The organism is Lactobacillus sp. 3B(2020), from assembly GCF_013487845.1.
Classification (GTDB): Bacteria; Bacillota; Bacilli; order Lactobacillales; family Lactobacillaceae; genus Limosilactobacillus; species Limosilactobacillus alvi.
Genome location: NZ_CP047410.1, coordinates 22,287 through 37,285, shown reverse-complemented (window position 1 = coordinate 37,285; position 14,999 = coordinate 22,287). Strand labels below are relative to the sequence as shown.

Genomic DNA, 14,999 nt, shown 5'->3' with positions numbered 1-14,999 from the left:
CAACGTCCTTTTGACCTCAACAACTACACGGATTCTACTCATCATCGTCCCTTAAATAATTTTCCTCCAGCTCCCGTAAGACTTCCCACATCGCTTCATGCTTGGCTTGCGACAAAGCATCCAAGTCACGTAAGTTTAGCGAGGTAGCCATACTCTGCTGCTTATTGAACGACTTGTGTAAAGTGGTGTAGCCGTAGCCGGAACGTTTTGCTACTTGGTAAATCGTCAAATGATTGGCGTCCAAGTAAGCTTTGATGTCGATCCGCATCTCGCTCACTTCCTTTACAATTCTTAGTATACCACTTTTGTGACATAAGACAAGTGTGAACTATATATTTTTTGACTTTTTTTGACCAAGCTGACAAATCAACGATTTAACCGGGATTATCAATTATGTTTTACGATTCTTTCTTGACTTTTCTTAAAATAAGATTAGAATTATTAGCAATTAATTAGCATGAGGTGTGCAAAATGATTTCTCAATGTTCTTTAAAAGTTAATCGCGCTTTTTATGCCTACTGGTTTAGCTTTATTAAGGCCTAGAAACCAGTGGTACTTTTGCAATGGCTTCTAGGATATAACAAACTTTTCCGGGAAGCCTTACCAAGATGGCTAATTTCAACCTAAGAAAAAATCCCGGTTTTACAAAAAAGTAAACCGGGATTTTTTCTTTACTAAATGGGTTATTACTTTTATTTCTCAGTTAATTGCTAAATAATGATCTTAGGCGAGACCGCTTTCAAATTTGAGGAGGAAATTACTATGCCAGAAATGAAACCAAATTTAACCGCTAATATGAACACTAACCTTGCCAAGGTCAAACCGGCTAATATCTTGGTTTTTGATAAAGAAATTAGCTCGGTTCCTGATATCGTCAAGTTAACAGTCGGGGAACCTGACTTTAACGTTCCTGATGTTGCCAAACAAGCAGCGATTAATGCCATTAACAACAACGACTCCCACTATGCTCCCGGTGCCGGTTCGGTTGCTTTGCGGCAAGCCATTAGTCACTTCATGCAGGACCGTTACGACTTAACTTACGACCCTGAAACCGAAATCGCCGTTACGATTGGGGCCACCGAAGCCATCTTTGCTTCCTTGTTCACCCTACTTAATCCCGGTGATGAAGTTTTAATCCCAACACCAACCTTCCCGCTTTACGCCACGATGGTTGAAATGCTTGGTGGCAAGGCAATTACGGTCCCAACAGCTGCCCCTAACTTTGCCCTTTCCCCAGCCCAATTAAAGGCTGCTATTAATGCCCACCCAGCAGCGAAGGCAATTGTCTTAAATTATCCATCAAACCCAACCGGGGTTACCTACTCAAGTGATGAATTAGCGGATCTGGCAGACATCTTAGCCCAAACCAACTTAGTTGTAATTTCAGATGAAATTTACTCCGAATTAGTCTATACCGGGCGCCATGTTTCAATTGCTAAGTTCTTACCTGGCCAAACTATCATCTTAAACGGGGCTTCTAAGGCTGGCGCAATGACTGGCTACCGGATTGGCTTCATTGCTGGACCAGCCGGCCTAATGCAACGGATTGGCGTTGCTCACTCAATCATGATTACCTCCCCATCTGACCCCGCAATGGCCGCTGCTGTGCCAATCTTTGGTAGTGAAGCTGGTCGGCAAGCAACTCTTGAAATGAAGGCCGCTTACCAAGAACGGCGCGACTACTTAACTAGTAAATTAACAAAGTTAGGCTTCTCGGTTGCCACCCCAACTGGTGCCTTCTACCTCTTTGTTAAACTTCCAGCTGATCAAGGCACCGACGACGTTGCTTTTGCAACCCGTTTGGCTAAGGAAGGCCAAGTTGCCACGATCCCGGGGAGCTTCTTCGGAGCTGGTGGTGAAGGCTACCTACGGCTCTCTTACGCAACGAGTATGGAAAACTTACAATTAGCAATTCAACGGATTACAAACTTCTTAAATCACTAGGAGGTCAATGATGACGAAAATTTTAATGACCAGTGTTCGAGACGACGAAAAACCAGCAATTAAGGCTTACGCCAGAGAACACCAAATTGAAATCGTAACCTCACCAAAGTTAATTCAAGATGCTCTCGATCAACTTGATGGCGTTGATGGCGTCGTGATCCAACAACGAGGAAAGGTTACTGATAATGTTTACCCTACCTTAAAGGAACACGGGATTAAACAACTCACTACCCGAACAGCAGGCTACGATACCATTAACCTTGAATTAGCCCATCAAAACGGTCTTGTAGTTACTAACGTCCCAGCTTACTCCCCACGGAGCGTGGCTGAATTTGCCTTAATGCAAATCTTCCGTTTACTCCGCCACACGCCTGTCGTTGACCACCGGGTGGCCAACGCTGATTTCCGCTGGAGCGGTTTGCAAGCAAAGGAAATCCATTCTGCCACCATCGGCATTATTGGAGTGGGGCGAATTGGGGGCACCTTAGCCAAGCTCCTTCACGCCTTGAACGCCACGGTGCTAGGTTACGATGTGAAGCCCCGGGAAGATTTGAAAGACATCGTTGAATACACCACCAAAGAAGACCTTCTACAACGGGCCGATGTTGTTTCCCTTCATGTTGATTTGAACCCAACTTCCGAAGGTTTATTGACCAAAAAAGACTTTGCTTTAATGCAACCGACGGCTGGTTTGGTAAACGCTAGCCGGGGGCCCGTTGTTAACACGGCCGATTTAATTGCGGCCTTGAAGAATGGCGAAATTGCCGCAGCCGCACTGGATACCGTTGAAGGGGAAGCTACCGTTTTTGCCCAAGACCATCAAGCCGACCAGCTTAAAGATGCTCCCCAAATCAAAGAACTGGTTGATTTACCAAATGTAATTTTAACCCCTCACATTGCCTTCTTTACCAACATCGCTGTCCAAAATATGGTCGACATTGCCTTAGATGACGTAATGGCCATCTTAAACGGTCAACCCGCAAAGCATGAAATTAAGTAACCATCTCAAGATGACCCAAGTAGAAAAATTCTGCTTAGGTCATGATTGACGAAGAGCAAAAAAAACAGACCGCGCTAACCGCTCTTGGTTAACTTGGCCTGTTTTTTGTTGTGGATAATTTAACTTTTAGTAGATACCATCATATGCCTTTTGGTAAAGAGCGATCACTTCTTCTTTCGTTCCCTTCCGTGGGTTAGAGAAAGCATTTCCGTCCTTCAAGGCATTTTCAGCCATCAATGCAAAGTCTTCTGGCTTTGCACCAATTTCCTTAATAGAAGCTGGAATTCCAACAGCCTTGCACATTTCCCGCATCCCTTCGATTGCCTTGTGAGCTGCTTCGAAGGTTGTCATGCCAGTCGTGTCATAACCCATGACTTCAGCTAATTCAGCAAACCGATCGGGACAAGCAATTAAGTTGTATTCTTCGACCGTTGTCAACAATAAAGCACAGCAAACCCCGTGAGGAGCGTCGTATTGACCACCCAATTGGTGTGCCATGGCGTGAACGTAACCCAAGTTAGCATTGTTAAAGGCCATTCCAGCAAGCATTTCAGCTTCAACCATCTTGGTCCGAGCTTCAACGTTTTGACCATTAGCAACCACCTTTGGTAAAGCATCTTGGATTAATTGGATGGCTTCCTTACATTGACTATCCGTAATTGGGTTGTGGTCAACAGAAACGTATGGTTCAATCGCTTGAACAAAGGCATCCATCCCCGTTGCAGCCGTGATGGATTGTGGAATTCCTAACATCAGCATTGGATCATTAAAGGATACCAACGGAATGTTCCGCCAAGAAACCACCACAAACTTCAAATGAGTTTCTTCATTACTAATTACGGCATGCCGAGTTAATTCAGAACCCGTCCCAGCCGTCGTATTAACGGCCATCAAAGGTGGTAATGGCTTATCAAGGGTTTCAATCCCAGCTAACTTCGTAATGTCATCACCGTTAGTTAGGATAATTCCAATTCCCTTCCCACAGTCATGTGAGGAACCCCCACCAACCGTAATAATGGAGTCACAATTTTCATCTAAATATTGCTTCTTCCCAGCCTTGATATTACGAATCTTGGGATTAGGTTCTACCCCATCAAAAATCGTGTAACCAACGCCTGCCTTTTCCAAAGAAGTTAATGTTTGTTCAACAGGACCATTTGGAATTTTCCGTAGACCCTTTTCAGTTACCACTAAAACCTTTTTCATGTTGAGCATCTTTGCCCGGTCACCAATTTTAGCAATGACCCCAGGACCAAAGAAGTTAACACTTGGCATTAAGAAATCAAATTGACGATCCATTTTTTAATCCTCCAAACTTTTAATCGCAAACGCTTACACATCTATTTTGTGACATTGTTCACTAAAATTCAAGAGACTTTTATTAATTTTACCCTACCAGATCATCAATTAGTTAATATTCTGTCATCTTAAACTATTTTAGCCTAATTGTTGAACGAGGCGCTTTTCCTATCCTCCTGTTGCTTGGCTTATTTGTGATATGGCAGGCCATTAATAATCGTAAAAGCCCGATAAATTTGCTCACTTAAGACCACGCGCATTAATTGGTGGGGTAAAGTAAACCGGCCAAAAGAGATTTGTTGGTCTGCCCGCTTTAGCACGGCTGGCGTTAAACCGAGTGAACCTCCGATTACAAAGGTAATGTCACTTTTGCCGTAAGTTGCCAGCTTATCAATTTCAGCCGCAAAATCTTCGGAAGTACGCTCCTTACCCTTAATCGCTAAAGCATAAACATATTCGCGATCCTTAATCTTAGCGAGGATCCGTTCCCCTTCTTTTGCCATCACTTCTGCCATTTGGGCTTCACTTAAGTTTTCAGGAGCTTTTTCATCTGGCACTTCAACAACTTCAAACTTGCAGTAACGTGAAAGGCGTTTCCCATATTCTGCAATTGCTGCCCGGTAGAACTTCTCCTTAATTTTTCCCACGCCAATAATCTTAATGTTCATAACTTTCTCCTTTTCAACAGGTTATCCACAAGTTTTCCACAGCTTTAGTGGAAAACTTACTTTTTCACCCTGCTTTTCTCCTTTAAATTCGTGAATCCGCTTCCGATTTATTTATAGTTATCCACACCAACAATTGTTCGCTCGTTCGAATTGTAAAACACTTTACATCAACGTTTTTGAATGATTCAATAATTTTATTTCCACTTTTCAACAGTTTCTCCACAGTCTTGTGGAAAACTTTGTACACAAGTAAATTCTTGAATTTACAGCTTTTTTTAGCCTGTGGATAAGTCTGGGGATAATTTTTCCACATTCACAAAAATACCATTTTTACCCTCCAAAATCAAAAAACGCATGGAAGATCGCCTCAATTCGCTTCCATGCGTAATATGTTCACCTTATTCAACTTTTGTTGTTACTGTTTTTAGCTGCCCATTTCGATAATAGGCAATCTTGATGGTGTCACCACTCTTTAACTTATATAGCTGGGTTTTTAATTCACCAATGTTATTCACTTTTTGGTCGTTAATCGCCGTAATAACATCATATTGTTTTAAGCCAACTTTAGCAGCTATGCCACCGCTCTCCGTTTCCATTACCACAACTCCTTTTGTAACGTTAGTTGGTAACTTTAAAACCGATTGTAATTGGCTTGGTTCAACCCGACTTAAACTAACGGCACTAATCCCTAACGATGGTCGCGAGATTTTGCCATTTTTAACCAGTTGATTAATCACATTTACGACTTCATTGCTTGGAATTGAGAAACCGATCCCTTCAACACTCGTTCCGGAACCATCTGACGAAAGTTTCATTGAATTGATCCCAATTACTTGCCCAGCCATATTAACTAATGGACCACCAGAGTTCCCTGAATTAATAGCGGCATCAGTTTGAATAACGGTGGTTGCTACCGCATCACTAGAGGCCTTAACGGTCCGTTTAGGAGCTGAAATAATCCCTTTAGTAACCGAATTAGCGTACTTTGTCCCCATTGGTGAACCAACTGCTAAGACATCTTGCCCGGCCTTAACTTGACTTGAATCCCCAAAGCTAGCCACTGTTGAAACATTGGCCGCATTGATCTTCAAGACGGCCAAATCCGTCGTCGCGTCTTTACCAACTAAGTTAGCACCAACTGACTTACCATTACTTAATAGCACCTTAATCTTCTTAGCACCAGAAACAACGTGATTGTTCGTTACAACGTAGGCAACATTCCCGCTCTTTTTGTAAATTACCCCAGAGCCTTCACTTGCCTTAGTGAGACTGTTGGTAGTGGTTGACTGACTACCTTGATTAAAAAGGTCAAAAGAATTACTATTATCCGTTGATTCATAAGTAATGATGGAAACAACCGCGTTTTGAACTTTGGCATACGCTTCAGTAGCTTGCGTACTTGCTGTCGCTGCATTCTTCTTTACCGTGGCACCACCACTCTTGTTGGAACCACTTGGAACTTTGGTACTCATACTTGTTTGCCAATTTTCCCAAGTATGGGCAACTCCAAGGGAGACACCACCCCCGATTAAACCGGCTACCAAACCGACTCCGGCAACCCTTAGCCAAAATTTATCAAATTTCAAATCCGAATCCTCCTCGTTTTTCTCCATTTTACCAACTTTATTAAGCTAGTGATTACGATGAAAAAATCTTATTAAAGGCTTAAAAGAGCGGTGGCTTCATCTTGTTCAGTATCTTTAAGGGCAAAATCATGATCCACTCCAAAATCTTGAGCAGTCAAGATTGATGCTACCGTCAAATGAGCTAATGACTTGGTATTATTTTCATGACTACGATGACCAAGATAAACCGTCTTTGTCCGGTTTCCAATCACACTCATTAAAGCATTGGCGCCATCTTCGTTGGAAAGGTGTCCTTCCGTCCCTAAAATCCGTTGTTTGAGTGGCCAAGAGTAACGTTGTCCAGCAAGCAGCATTTCAGGATCGTGGTTACACTCCATTACATAGCCATCCGCATTTTTAATTACGCCAGCAATTCGATCAGAGACATAACCAGTATCAGTCAAAATGCAAAAAGCCTGATTATCATGGTGCAGTTGATAAAATTGGGGTTCGGCCGCATCATGCGAAACAGCAAAACTTTCAACTTGCAAGTCACCAAAATCCTTTACTTTTCCCGGTTCCAACAAATGCTTTTGGGCTGGGTCAATTTTACCAATCTTATTTTGCATTGCTGCCCAAGTCCCTTGATTGGCATAAACTGCCATCCCGTAACGCCGTGCTAATACCCCAACGCCGCTTATATGATCACTATGTTCATGAGTTACAAAAATTGCCTCAACATCTTTAAGACTTCGATTAATTTTGGCCATCCGTAGTTCAAGTTGTTTACCACTTAATCCGGCATCAATTAAAATCCGGTGAGCAGGTGTCTCAATGTATGTTGAATTTCCCCGACTACCGCTTGCCAAAATACTGTACCGCAATCGATCGCTTTGTGCTGTCACCATTGTGCTTCCTTTCTATTCCTTGATTACTGCTTGCCGAAAAGCGTTTACTTTTACTAAGTGCTTCGTTCCAGTATTTTCATTTTTCAGTTCAGCCACCCAAGCTGGAACATATACATCTTGCTCCCCCTGACTAGCAAAACGGGTATAACCAAGCTTTACCCATTTAACCCTGGTATTATCCGGAATTAGATTATTTTTATAGAGCCAGATTATCGTAGCTTCCTGGCTAAATGTTGGTTGTCGGGACCGTAAGACCTTTGCCCTTACCAAATGTCCTTGGGTATATCCAGTAACCTTACCCGAATGATTTAAACGGATCCGTAACTCACCAGCTCCATTTAAAACCGGGCGTCCCTGAATTGTTTGGGTGTAGACAATCGTCCGCTTTGTCGACAATTCCGGTTGGTATAAATATTGGTTGCCATATAAAAGGAGCTTGTTTCGGGTCAAATATGGTGCAATCTGGGACGGCTTCAAGGCATGGTGACCAGTCGTTTTAACGGGTTGATCGTAAGTCATTGTTACTAAATCATTAGTATCTCGGACCGTCCCTCCCTTAAGATTCTGACTGGCGGTTAGTAAATTTTGGTCAACTTTTACCTGCATATAATAACCACTTTGTTGTTGATCACTAAGGGGTGGCAAACTAATTTGATTACCATGCATCTCCTTAATAACTGCTGCTTGATTATCTTGATTACTCCCAGTTGCAATAAATTGCGTTCCCCATAAATAGGAAACCAATAACAACAAATCCAAGATAAAGAAGGCTACAATGAAAATTAACTGAATTCGTTTAAAATTCATTGTTTTCCTCCTTCATGAACAAACGCTTGGTAATTTTCCCACTGGTTACCAATCTTAACATAGTAAGTTGGAACCAAGATGACTGAATTGGCGCGCCGATTTGTTTTCCATTGGTAACCGATCCGGATATTCTGAACATCCTTTAGCTCTCCATTTGCCCGTAAAGCATTGAAAACGACGGCCGTTGCCGGTAAAGTAACATCCCCAGTGGTTCTAGGCAATGGTGTCCCTAAACTAGCATCTGAAAACACCATTTCTTCAAGACCTTGTTGACTTTGTTGCATCTCAATTACCCCGTAATTATGCTCATTATAAACTGGGAAGCCTTCAACATAGGTCCGGTAAGTTATTTGCTTTTGATTCAACCGATAGCTGTCAAAGCGTAGTCCTTCTAAAACCAATCCTGTTCGCTGGAGACGGCGATAGAAGTGGCCATCAGCTTCTTGGTAAGTAAACTGTTTGGGTTTGTCCAAATAGTTTTCAAATTTTACTTCTCCATTTGCCCGATTATAAACAAGGCGTTTATTAGTTCCATTGTGATAAATCACCTGTTGACCATCTTTACGGCTCGCTAAATTACCACTCCGACTATTATTTAATAAGGCCTGAGTAAAGGTTTCAACGTTTTGATAATTAACCTTTGCCGCATAGATTGGCAAAGAAATTGCGTGCGGATAGGTAATTATCATTCGATTATTAATTTTTCGATATTCGACCGGACGTTGCTCCCCACCAGTTAAGGCTGCTCGTAATTTACTCAATTTTTCAGCCTTAACATTATAACGGTAAACCGTCCAATTTTGATCACTCATTAAATAAAGTTTTCCCGTCGCATTTAGCGGAATTAGAATGTGATTGACCGATTTTAGACCGGCTGTTGGTAATTTTTGATTAAACGTAGTGTTAAAAGCCTTTAGACTTACTGCACTTGGGTACGAAAGTAAAAGCGAATTACTTTGCCGAAGGTAATCACGATAAACATCAATTTTTCCCTTAGCAACCTGATGAGCTTGACTTAATTCCCATTTTTGCAGACTCTCTTGCGCAGTTAACACCACGTTTTGTGGTTGACCAAATAATAACTGCTGTTCACGATTGTTACCAGTCTTAATGACCGTTGTTGGAACGTATACCATCGCTTGTTGATTTGCAGTTGGGGTACTATGCGTTAAGTAAATTTCATTGATTCGATCATCGCGAAAGGGCATTACCCAAACTAATCCCGATAATCCAATACTAATGATAATTAGGATCGTTAGAGTTAAGATCCGCCACCTAGTCCGTAGCAGTTTGATCATCGCTCCAGTCATCTCCCTCATCGTAAGGTACGTATGGTAATGAGATATAGAAAGTTGAACCGCGGCCTTCAATACTATCGACCCAAATCTGTCCCCCTAATAGGTTAATGACTTCCTTTGAAATTGCCAATCCGAGGCCCGTCCCACCTTGCTTTCTAGAACGGGCTTTATCAACCCGGAAAAAGCGATCAAAGATATGACTAAGATCTTTGCGAGGAATTCCCAAACCTTGGTCAGAAATGCTTAAAATCACATGATTATGGGTTTCAAGTAATCGGGCGGTAATTACCCCACCATCCGGAGAGTACTTGATTGCATTATTTACAATATTATCGATCACTTGCGTAAATTTATCCGTATCAATTTCAACCCATAAATCTCGCTTGGTAAAGTGCCGCTCAATCGTATATTTTTTCTTGGTTGGATCATTGGCTTCTTTTTTAATGATCATGTCAAACCGATCGAGCAAGTAATTAAAGAGCTCGTTAATATTCACGTATTCGAGATTAAGCTTAACCGTTCCCGAATCCATTCGTGACAAACTAAGCAAATCATTAATCATTCGAATCATCCGCTCGGTTTCATCTTCAACTACTTTTAAAAATTCAGGAGCAACCTTTTCGTCTTTCCATGCCCCGTCAGCTAAAGCTTCGACATATGATTTGACACTTGTCAATGGTGTCCGGAGTTCATGGGAAACGTTTGAAACGAATTCTTTTTGTTCCCGCTCTTCTTTTTGCTGGCTAGTAACATCATGCAAGACACAAACTAGCCCGGAAACAAAGCCTGATTCACGCTGAATTGGTGAAAAGTAAACACTCAAAATTGGTGCATTCTGGTCATCTTGATTATCCAAAATCAAATGGTCGAGTTCACTATCAACCAATTGACGGACGGTATATTCCCGACGTAGTCCTAGTACATCAAGAATTGAAGCATTTAAGATATCTTCTTCCTTCTCAATCCCGAGTAGTTGAAGCGCCGTGTTATTTACAGTTACTAAATTTCCACGACGATCCGTTGCTAAAACTCCATCTGACATATGGGATAGAACACTATTTAATCGCCGTCGTTCAGCTTCCGAAGACTCCTGGCTCTCTTCAATTCGAACGGATAAATTATTAACCGCGCCAGCTAATTGACCTAGTTCATCATTGCCAACCACTTTTAAGCGGCCGGAATAATCTCCCCGAGCAATTTGTAAGGTTTTTTTCCGCATTTCTTCAATTGGTCGCGTAATTTCCCGGGAAATCAAAATTGCTAAGCCTAATCCAAAAATAATCGTCAATAACGCCGAAGCAAAGTAAATTAGCGAGATATTATTAATACTTGAGTAAACCCCTTCTAGGTTAGCCCGTAAGTAAACTACCCCGATTACTTCATTGCTATTATTTGCGCTAACTAACGGCACTACGTTAATAAAATAACGGTTATGATTGTCACTATCATAGATATTTTCAGTATGTGATCGATTAGATACTAAAGTATTCTTTACGATCTTATCGGTCATCCGTTGACCAACATCGCCTTGGGTATTTGCTAGACTTGTTCCCCGAACGACTCCTTTACTGTCAATCACTCGAATTTCAGTAATTGTACTGTTATTGATTGAGCCTAAAATCGACTTAATTTGTTTGTTAGCTTGCTTAGTGTTTGACTTTGTTAGTTGATTAGCTAAGGAATTATTGACATAAGTCGGTAAAACTACCTGCTGCTTAAAGGTCGTCATATTTTGGCGCTCTAACTGACGCACAAAAACCGCCCCAACAACTTCAAGCGTTAACATTAACATCAGCGCAAATACTAGGGCGATTTTAAATTGAATTGATTGATAAAACTTAATCTTGGAATTCACAAATGGGGGCCTCTATTCTTGGTTAGGGTTGGCCAAGTAGTAACCAACACCCCGCCGGGTTACTAACCATTCAGGGTGACTAGGGTTATCTTCAATTTTTTCCCGAAGACGGCGAACGGTAACATCAACCGTCCGCACATCACCAAAATAATCATATCCCCAAACAGTTTGGAGCAAATGTTCCCGGTTGATTACTTGACCAAGATGACGAGCAAGATAATGTAATAATTCGAATTCCCGACGGGTTAAATTAATATTTTCTCCTCGCTTGGTAACTGTGTAAGCATCTGGATGGATAATTAAATCACCAACTTTAATATCAGCGGTCCGGTTATCCGTTGCGGTCGTAACTGCTTCTTGACGCCGTAAGTTAGCCTTTACCCGCGCCACCAATTCTCGATTTGAAAACGGTTTAGTTACATAGTCATCGGCTCCTAATTCAAGCCCTAAGACCTTATCCAATTCTGAATCTTTTGCTGTAACCATGATAATTGGGGTACTATGCTTTGCCCGAACTCGCTTGGCAACTTCTAGACCATCAATCTTTGGTAACATCAAGTCCAAAATAATCAAGTCTGGTGAGTCATCTTCAACTTTTTCAAGTGCTTCTTCGCCGTCATAGGCGACAACTACTTCATATCCTTCTTTTTCAAGGTTGAATTTAATGATATCAGAGATCGGCTTTTCATCGTCGACCACTAAGACTTTTTTTGCCATCTAAGTTCACCTTCATATTTTAAAACTGTTATTCTTAATAGTTAGTTTGCAGCAACAATTTCTATTGGGACTACCAATTAACGATTTTGCTTTTGGTACTTTGCAAATTTATCTGCCGTCAATTATACCACATTCCAAAAACTGAAAATTAGGGAACTAATCCTTACTAGATCGAAAGGGCTTATCATTTTTGCTAACTCTTTTTCTTGAATTTTTCCAAAAAAACCTTGCTTTTAGTAAATTGTTTTGATAACATAATAAACGTCGTTAAGACATGGGCAGTTAGCTCAGCTGGCAGAGCAACGGACTCTTAATCCGTGGGTCCAGGGTTCGATCCCCTGACTGCCCATCAGAGGTTTACGAGGCTGGGAAGAAACGCGAGTTTCTTCCCAGCCTTTCTTTTATCTCCGAATGGCAGTTGCTTCTTGCTGGTGCTCTCCATCCATTACCAGGATAAGGTTTTCTCCCTATCTTTTTTGTTTTTTGGAGGATTTAAAATGAAAATTACCTGGATCTTACTTTTGACTATCGTCGTGATTAGCATCATTACTAGTAAACGAAAACATGAGCGATTTGCTTTTCTCAATGCCTTACTCTTACTCTTCTTGTTAGTAATTGTTAGCACCCTCTTTTTCATTATAATTGTAGCCATTGCCTACTTCTTCAGTAATTCGATCCCCCATTTAGCAATTGGTTCAATTTTCTTCCTGTATGGCTTAATTATTGTGATTGCCGGAATTTTGCTTTTCTTTAATTTGCAAATTCTCAATCATTTCCATCGGATCTCGGGGACAACCCTCACCTTGATCGAATACTATATTCAGTGGTCATTAATCTATGTCACCATTTATCAAATTCTCTTTGATAATCTCCTTAAAACCCTCAAAATTATCCGTGACGTATCCAGTTTTACCACTATTTCCTCCAATTTAATCTTAATCGCTGTCCTTTCATCCTTTATTGCCTCTTGGATCGGTGTTATTTTTTTCAAATTTACTTCTGAAGAAATTTGATTTTTTCAAAAAAGGCTTGCATTTATCGTTTAGACTTGTTATTATAATAGTCGTTGTTAAGACATGGGCAGTTAGCTCAGCTGGCAGAGCAACGGACTCTTAATCCGTGGGTCCAGGGTTCGATCCCCTGACTGCCCATACTAACCATCGCTATGGCGGTGGTTTTTTTATTACTATCGATGAAAGCGCTTAAATGTAGTACCATTAAGATAGTGATCTGATGATGAAAGTAGGGTGCAAAATGGTTAAACCAGCCAAACTTGATGATGTTGCTAAACTAGCCGGAGTTTCAAAAAATACGGCTTCCCGGGTGCTCAACCATCGGGGATACCTAAGCCAAAAAACCATTGATAAGGTCCACGCCGCCATGGCCGAACTCAATTATCGACCAAACGTCATTGCCCGCCAACTTTATCGACAACAAACCGGCCTGGTTGGGCTCGTTTTCCCAACTGTCAATAATCCTTTTTTTGCGGAACTCGAAGCAGCGTTAGAAAAGGCGCTCTATAATCACGGTTTCCGCGCCGTAATGGGCAATAGTGAAAATAATGCCAAAAAAGAGGAACAGTATCTGCAACTGTTACTTGATCATCAAATTGATGGATTAATTGTTGGTTCCCACAATACCAATATTCAGGGTTACCATTCGACGAATTTGCCTATTATTTCCATCGAACGGATTGTTAGTAATCAAATTCCCGTCGTGGCTTCAGATAATTATCAAGGGGGCCTCCTCGCAACTCAGCGTCTCTTAGATGCCGGATGTCAGCATATCATCCATACTAACTATCCCCAAACTTTCACTTCGCCAAATTACGATCGACAAGCCGCTTATGAAGACCAAATGCGCAAACATGGCCTTACCCCCATCACTTACTCAATCCCCTTTGATGAACCGGAATCTACAAAATTACAAAAAATTCGCCAAATTTTTATTGATCATCCTGAAATTGATGGTCTCTTTGCGGATAACGATACAAATGCCCGACTTACCATTACTGCAGCAGCAACCTTTGGTAAACATTGTCCGGCAGATTTGAAAGTGATCGGCTATGATGGGGCTACCATTACCCGCCTGCTCTTTCCTGAATTAACAACTATTCAGCAACCAATTTCGGAAATGGCCACTACCGCAGTCAATTTACTTATTCAAAGACTCAACGGTCATTCCGTTTCTTCGGCAACCCTTCCAGTTAAATTAATTTCTGGAACTACGGCTTAAAATAATTTCATTTGAGATCAAAGTTAACAGAAAATCGTAATTTCTGTTAACTTTTTTTATTTGCTCTTTTTTACTTTTATCATCGTCATGATCATATTACTTATTTTTTGCTAATCGAATGACAAAAGTGAATTTTTATTTCAACCGGTTGAAATATCAAATTAACCGCACTATGATAAAGCCGTAAAGTTTAGTAAGCGGTTACAAAAGCTACCAAACTTTACCTAGTTTTGTTTCTTGATCGATCAAATTTTAAAACGGAATTCTTAACTATCTGAGGCGATTTTTATGGCATTTAATAAGAGTCTAGCTGGTTATTATGACGATCTTGCCCATGTTGGTATTCCAACCGACGATCTTCCTAAAACTGAAAAGTTTTGGGCCGGGCTTGGTTTTAAAGAAATCGGCCGTTTCGATACCGATGACCAAGGACACGAAGTTATTTTCATGCAAGCTGGTCATTTAACCCTTGAAATTTGGAACAGTGATGGTGCTGTTCACAAAACTGGGGCCATTAATCACATCTCTTTAAACGTAACCGATGCCGATGGAGCTTATCAAGCTGCTAAAAAGGCTGGTTACCAATTAAAGGAAGATGAAGTCCAACACCTTGATTATTGGCAACACGGGATTAAGTACTTTAACATCGTTGGACCAAACGATGAAACAATTGAATTTTGTGAAATTGTAAAAGCTTAAAAAC

The 14,999-nt window shown here is 41.1% G+C and carries 14 protein-coding genes and 2 tRNA genes; 7 read left to right on the top strand and 9 right to left on the bottom strand.

Annotated elements, in window-relative coordinates; translation table 11 throughout:
- Positions 1–34: 34 nt before the first annotated feature.
- Positions 35–268, bottom strand: coding sequence for a transcriptional regulator (locus GTO83_RS00175; protein WP_180871141.1), 234 nt, complete (start codon positions 266–268; stop codon positions 35–37).
- Positions 269–762: 494 nt separating this feature from the next.
- On the opposite strand from GTO83_RS00175, the gene GTO83_RS00170 reads away from it, so the two are divergent.
- Both GTO83_RS00170 and GTO83_RS00165 read left to right on the top strand, forming a co-directional pair.
- Positions 763–1,944: an aminotransferase class I/II-fold pyridoxal phosphate-dependent enzyme gene (locus tag GTO83_RS00170; RefSeq protein WP_180871140.1), complete on the top strand. Its 1,182-nt coding sequence runs from the start codon at positions 763–765 to the stop codon at positions 1,942–1,944.
- A 10-nt stretch (positions 1,945–1,954) separates the two neighbouring features.
- Complete coding sequence (locus GTO83_RS00165) at positions 1,955–2,944, top strand: D-2-hydroxyacid dehydrogenase (protein WP_180871138.1); 990 nt, start codon at positions 1,955–1,957, stop codon at positions 2,942–2,944.
- A gap of 126 nt (positions 2,945–3,070) precedes the next feature.
- On the opposite strand, the gene GTO83_RS00160 is transcribed toward GTO83_RS00165, so the two are convergent.
- The 8 genes from GTO83_RS00160 to yycF all read right to left on the bottom strand — a co-directional run bounded on the left by GTO83_RS00160 (position 3,071) and on the right by yycF (position 12,061).
- Positions 3,071–4,243 (bottom strand): iron-containing alcohol dehydrogenase, encoded by a 1,173-nt coding sequence (locus GTO83_RS00160; RefSeq protein WP_180871136.1) that lies wholly within the window; start codon positions 4,241–4,243, stop codon positions 3,071–3,073.
- Positions 4,244–4,431: 188 nt separating this feature from the next.
- Complete coding sequence (gene rlmH, locus GTO83_RS00155; protein ID WP_180871134.1) at positions 4,432–4,911, bottom strand: 23S rRNA (pseudouridine(1915)-N(3))-methyltransferase RlmH; 480 nt, start codon at positions 4,909–4,911, stop codon at positions 4,432–4,434.
- Positions 4,912–5,309: 398 nt separating this feature from the next.
- Positions 5,310–6,524 carry a S1C family serine protease gene (locus tag GTO83_RS00150; protein WP_180871133.1) on the bottom strand — a complete coding sequence of 405 codons (1,215 nt, stop codon included), beginning with the start codon at positions 6,522–6,524 and terminating at the stop codon, positions 5,310–5,312.
- Positions 6,525–6,568: 44 nt separating this feature from the next.
- Positions 6,569–7,384 (bottom strand): MBL fold metallo-hydrolase, encoded by an 816-nt coding sequence (locus tag GTO83_RS00145; RefSeq protein ID WP_180871131.1) that lies wholly within the window; start codon positions 7,382–7,384, stop codon positions 6,569–6,571.
- 12 nt (positions 7,385–7,396) lie between these two features.
- Complete coding sequence (locus GTO83_RS00140) at positions 7,397–8,191, bottom strand: two-component system regulatory protein YycI (protein WP_180871129.1); 795 nt, start codon at positions 8,189–8,191, stop codon at positions 7,397–7,399.
- A complete protein-coding gene (gene yycH / locus GTO83_RS00135) occupies positions 8,188–9,489 on the bottom strand; it encodes a two-component system activity regulator YycH (protein ID WP_180871128.1) in 1,302 nt (433 codons plus the stop codon). Before yycH ends, GTO83_RS00140 begins: the two co-directional genes overlap by 4 nt.
- Positions 9,467–11,344: a cell wall metabolism sensor histidine kinase WalK gene (walK, locus tag GTO83_RS00130; RefSeq protein ID WP_180871126.1), complete on the bottom strand. Its 1,878-nt coding sequence runs from the start codon at positions 11,342–11,344 to the stop codon at positions 9,467–9,469. The genes yycH and walK overlap by 23 nt, the downstream gene beginning before the upstream one ends.
- Before the next feature lie 12 nt (positions 11,345–11,356).
- Positions 11,357–12,061, bottom strand: coding sequence for a response regulator YycF (gene yycF / locus GTO83_RS00125; protein ID WP_180871124.1), 705 nt, complete (start codon positions 12,059–12,061; stop codon positions 11,357–11,359).
- Positions 12,062–12,337: 276 nt separating this feature from the next.
- Here yycF and GTO83_RS00120 point away from each other — a divergent pair.
- The 5 genes from GTO83_RS00120 (at position 12,338) to GTO83_RS00100 (ending at position 14,995) form a co-directional block, all read left to right on the top strand.
- Positions 12,338–12,410 (top strand) — tRNA-Lys (locus GTO83_RS00120).
- A gap of 148 nt (positions 12,411–12,558) precedes the next feature.
- Positions 12,559–13,074 carry a hypothetical protein gene (locus GTO83_RS00115; RefSeq protein ID WP_180871123.1) on the top strand — a complete coding sequence of 172 codons (516 nt, stop codon included), beginning with the start codon at positions 12,559–12,561 and terminating at the stop codon, positions 13,072–13,074.
- Between the two features lie 65 nt (positions 13,075–13,139).
- A tRNA-Lys gene (locus tag GTO83_RS00110) sits at positions 13,140–13,212 on the top strand.
- Positions 13,213–13,315: 103 nt separating this feature from the next.
- Entirely contained in the window at positions 13,316–14,296 is a 981-nt protein-coding gene (locus tag GTO83_RS00105) for a LacI family DNA-binding transcriptional regulator (protein ID WP_180871121.1), read from the top strand.
- A gap of 288 nt (positions 14,297–14,584) precedes the next feature.
- Positions 14,585–14,995, top strand: a complete 411-nt coding sequence (locus GTO83_RS00100; protein WP_180871119.1) for a VOC family protein — start codon at positions 14,585–14,587, stop codon at positions 14,993–14,995.
- The last annotated feature ends 4 nt before the right edge of the window (positions 14,996–14,999 follow it).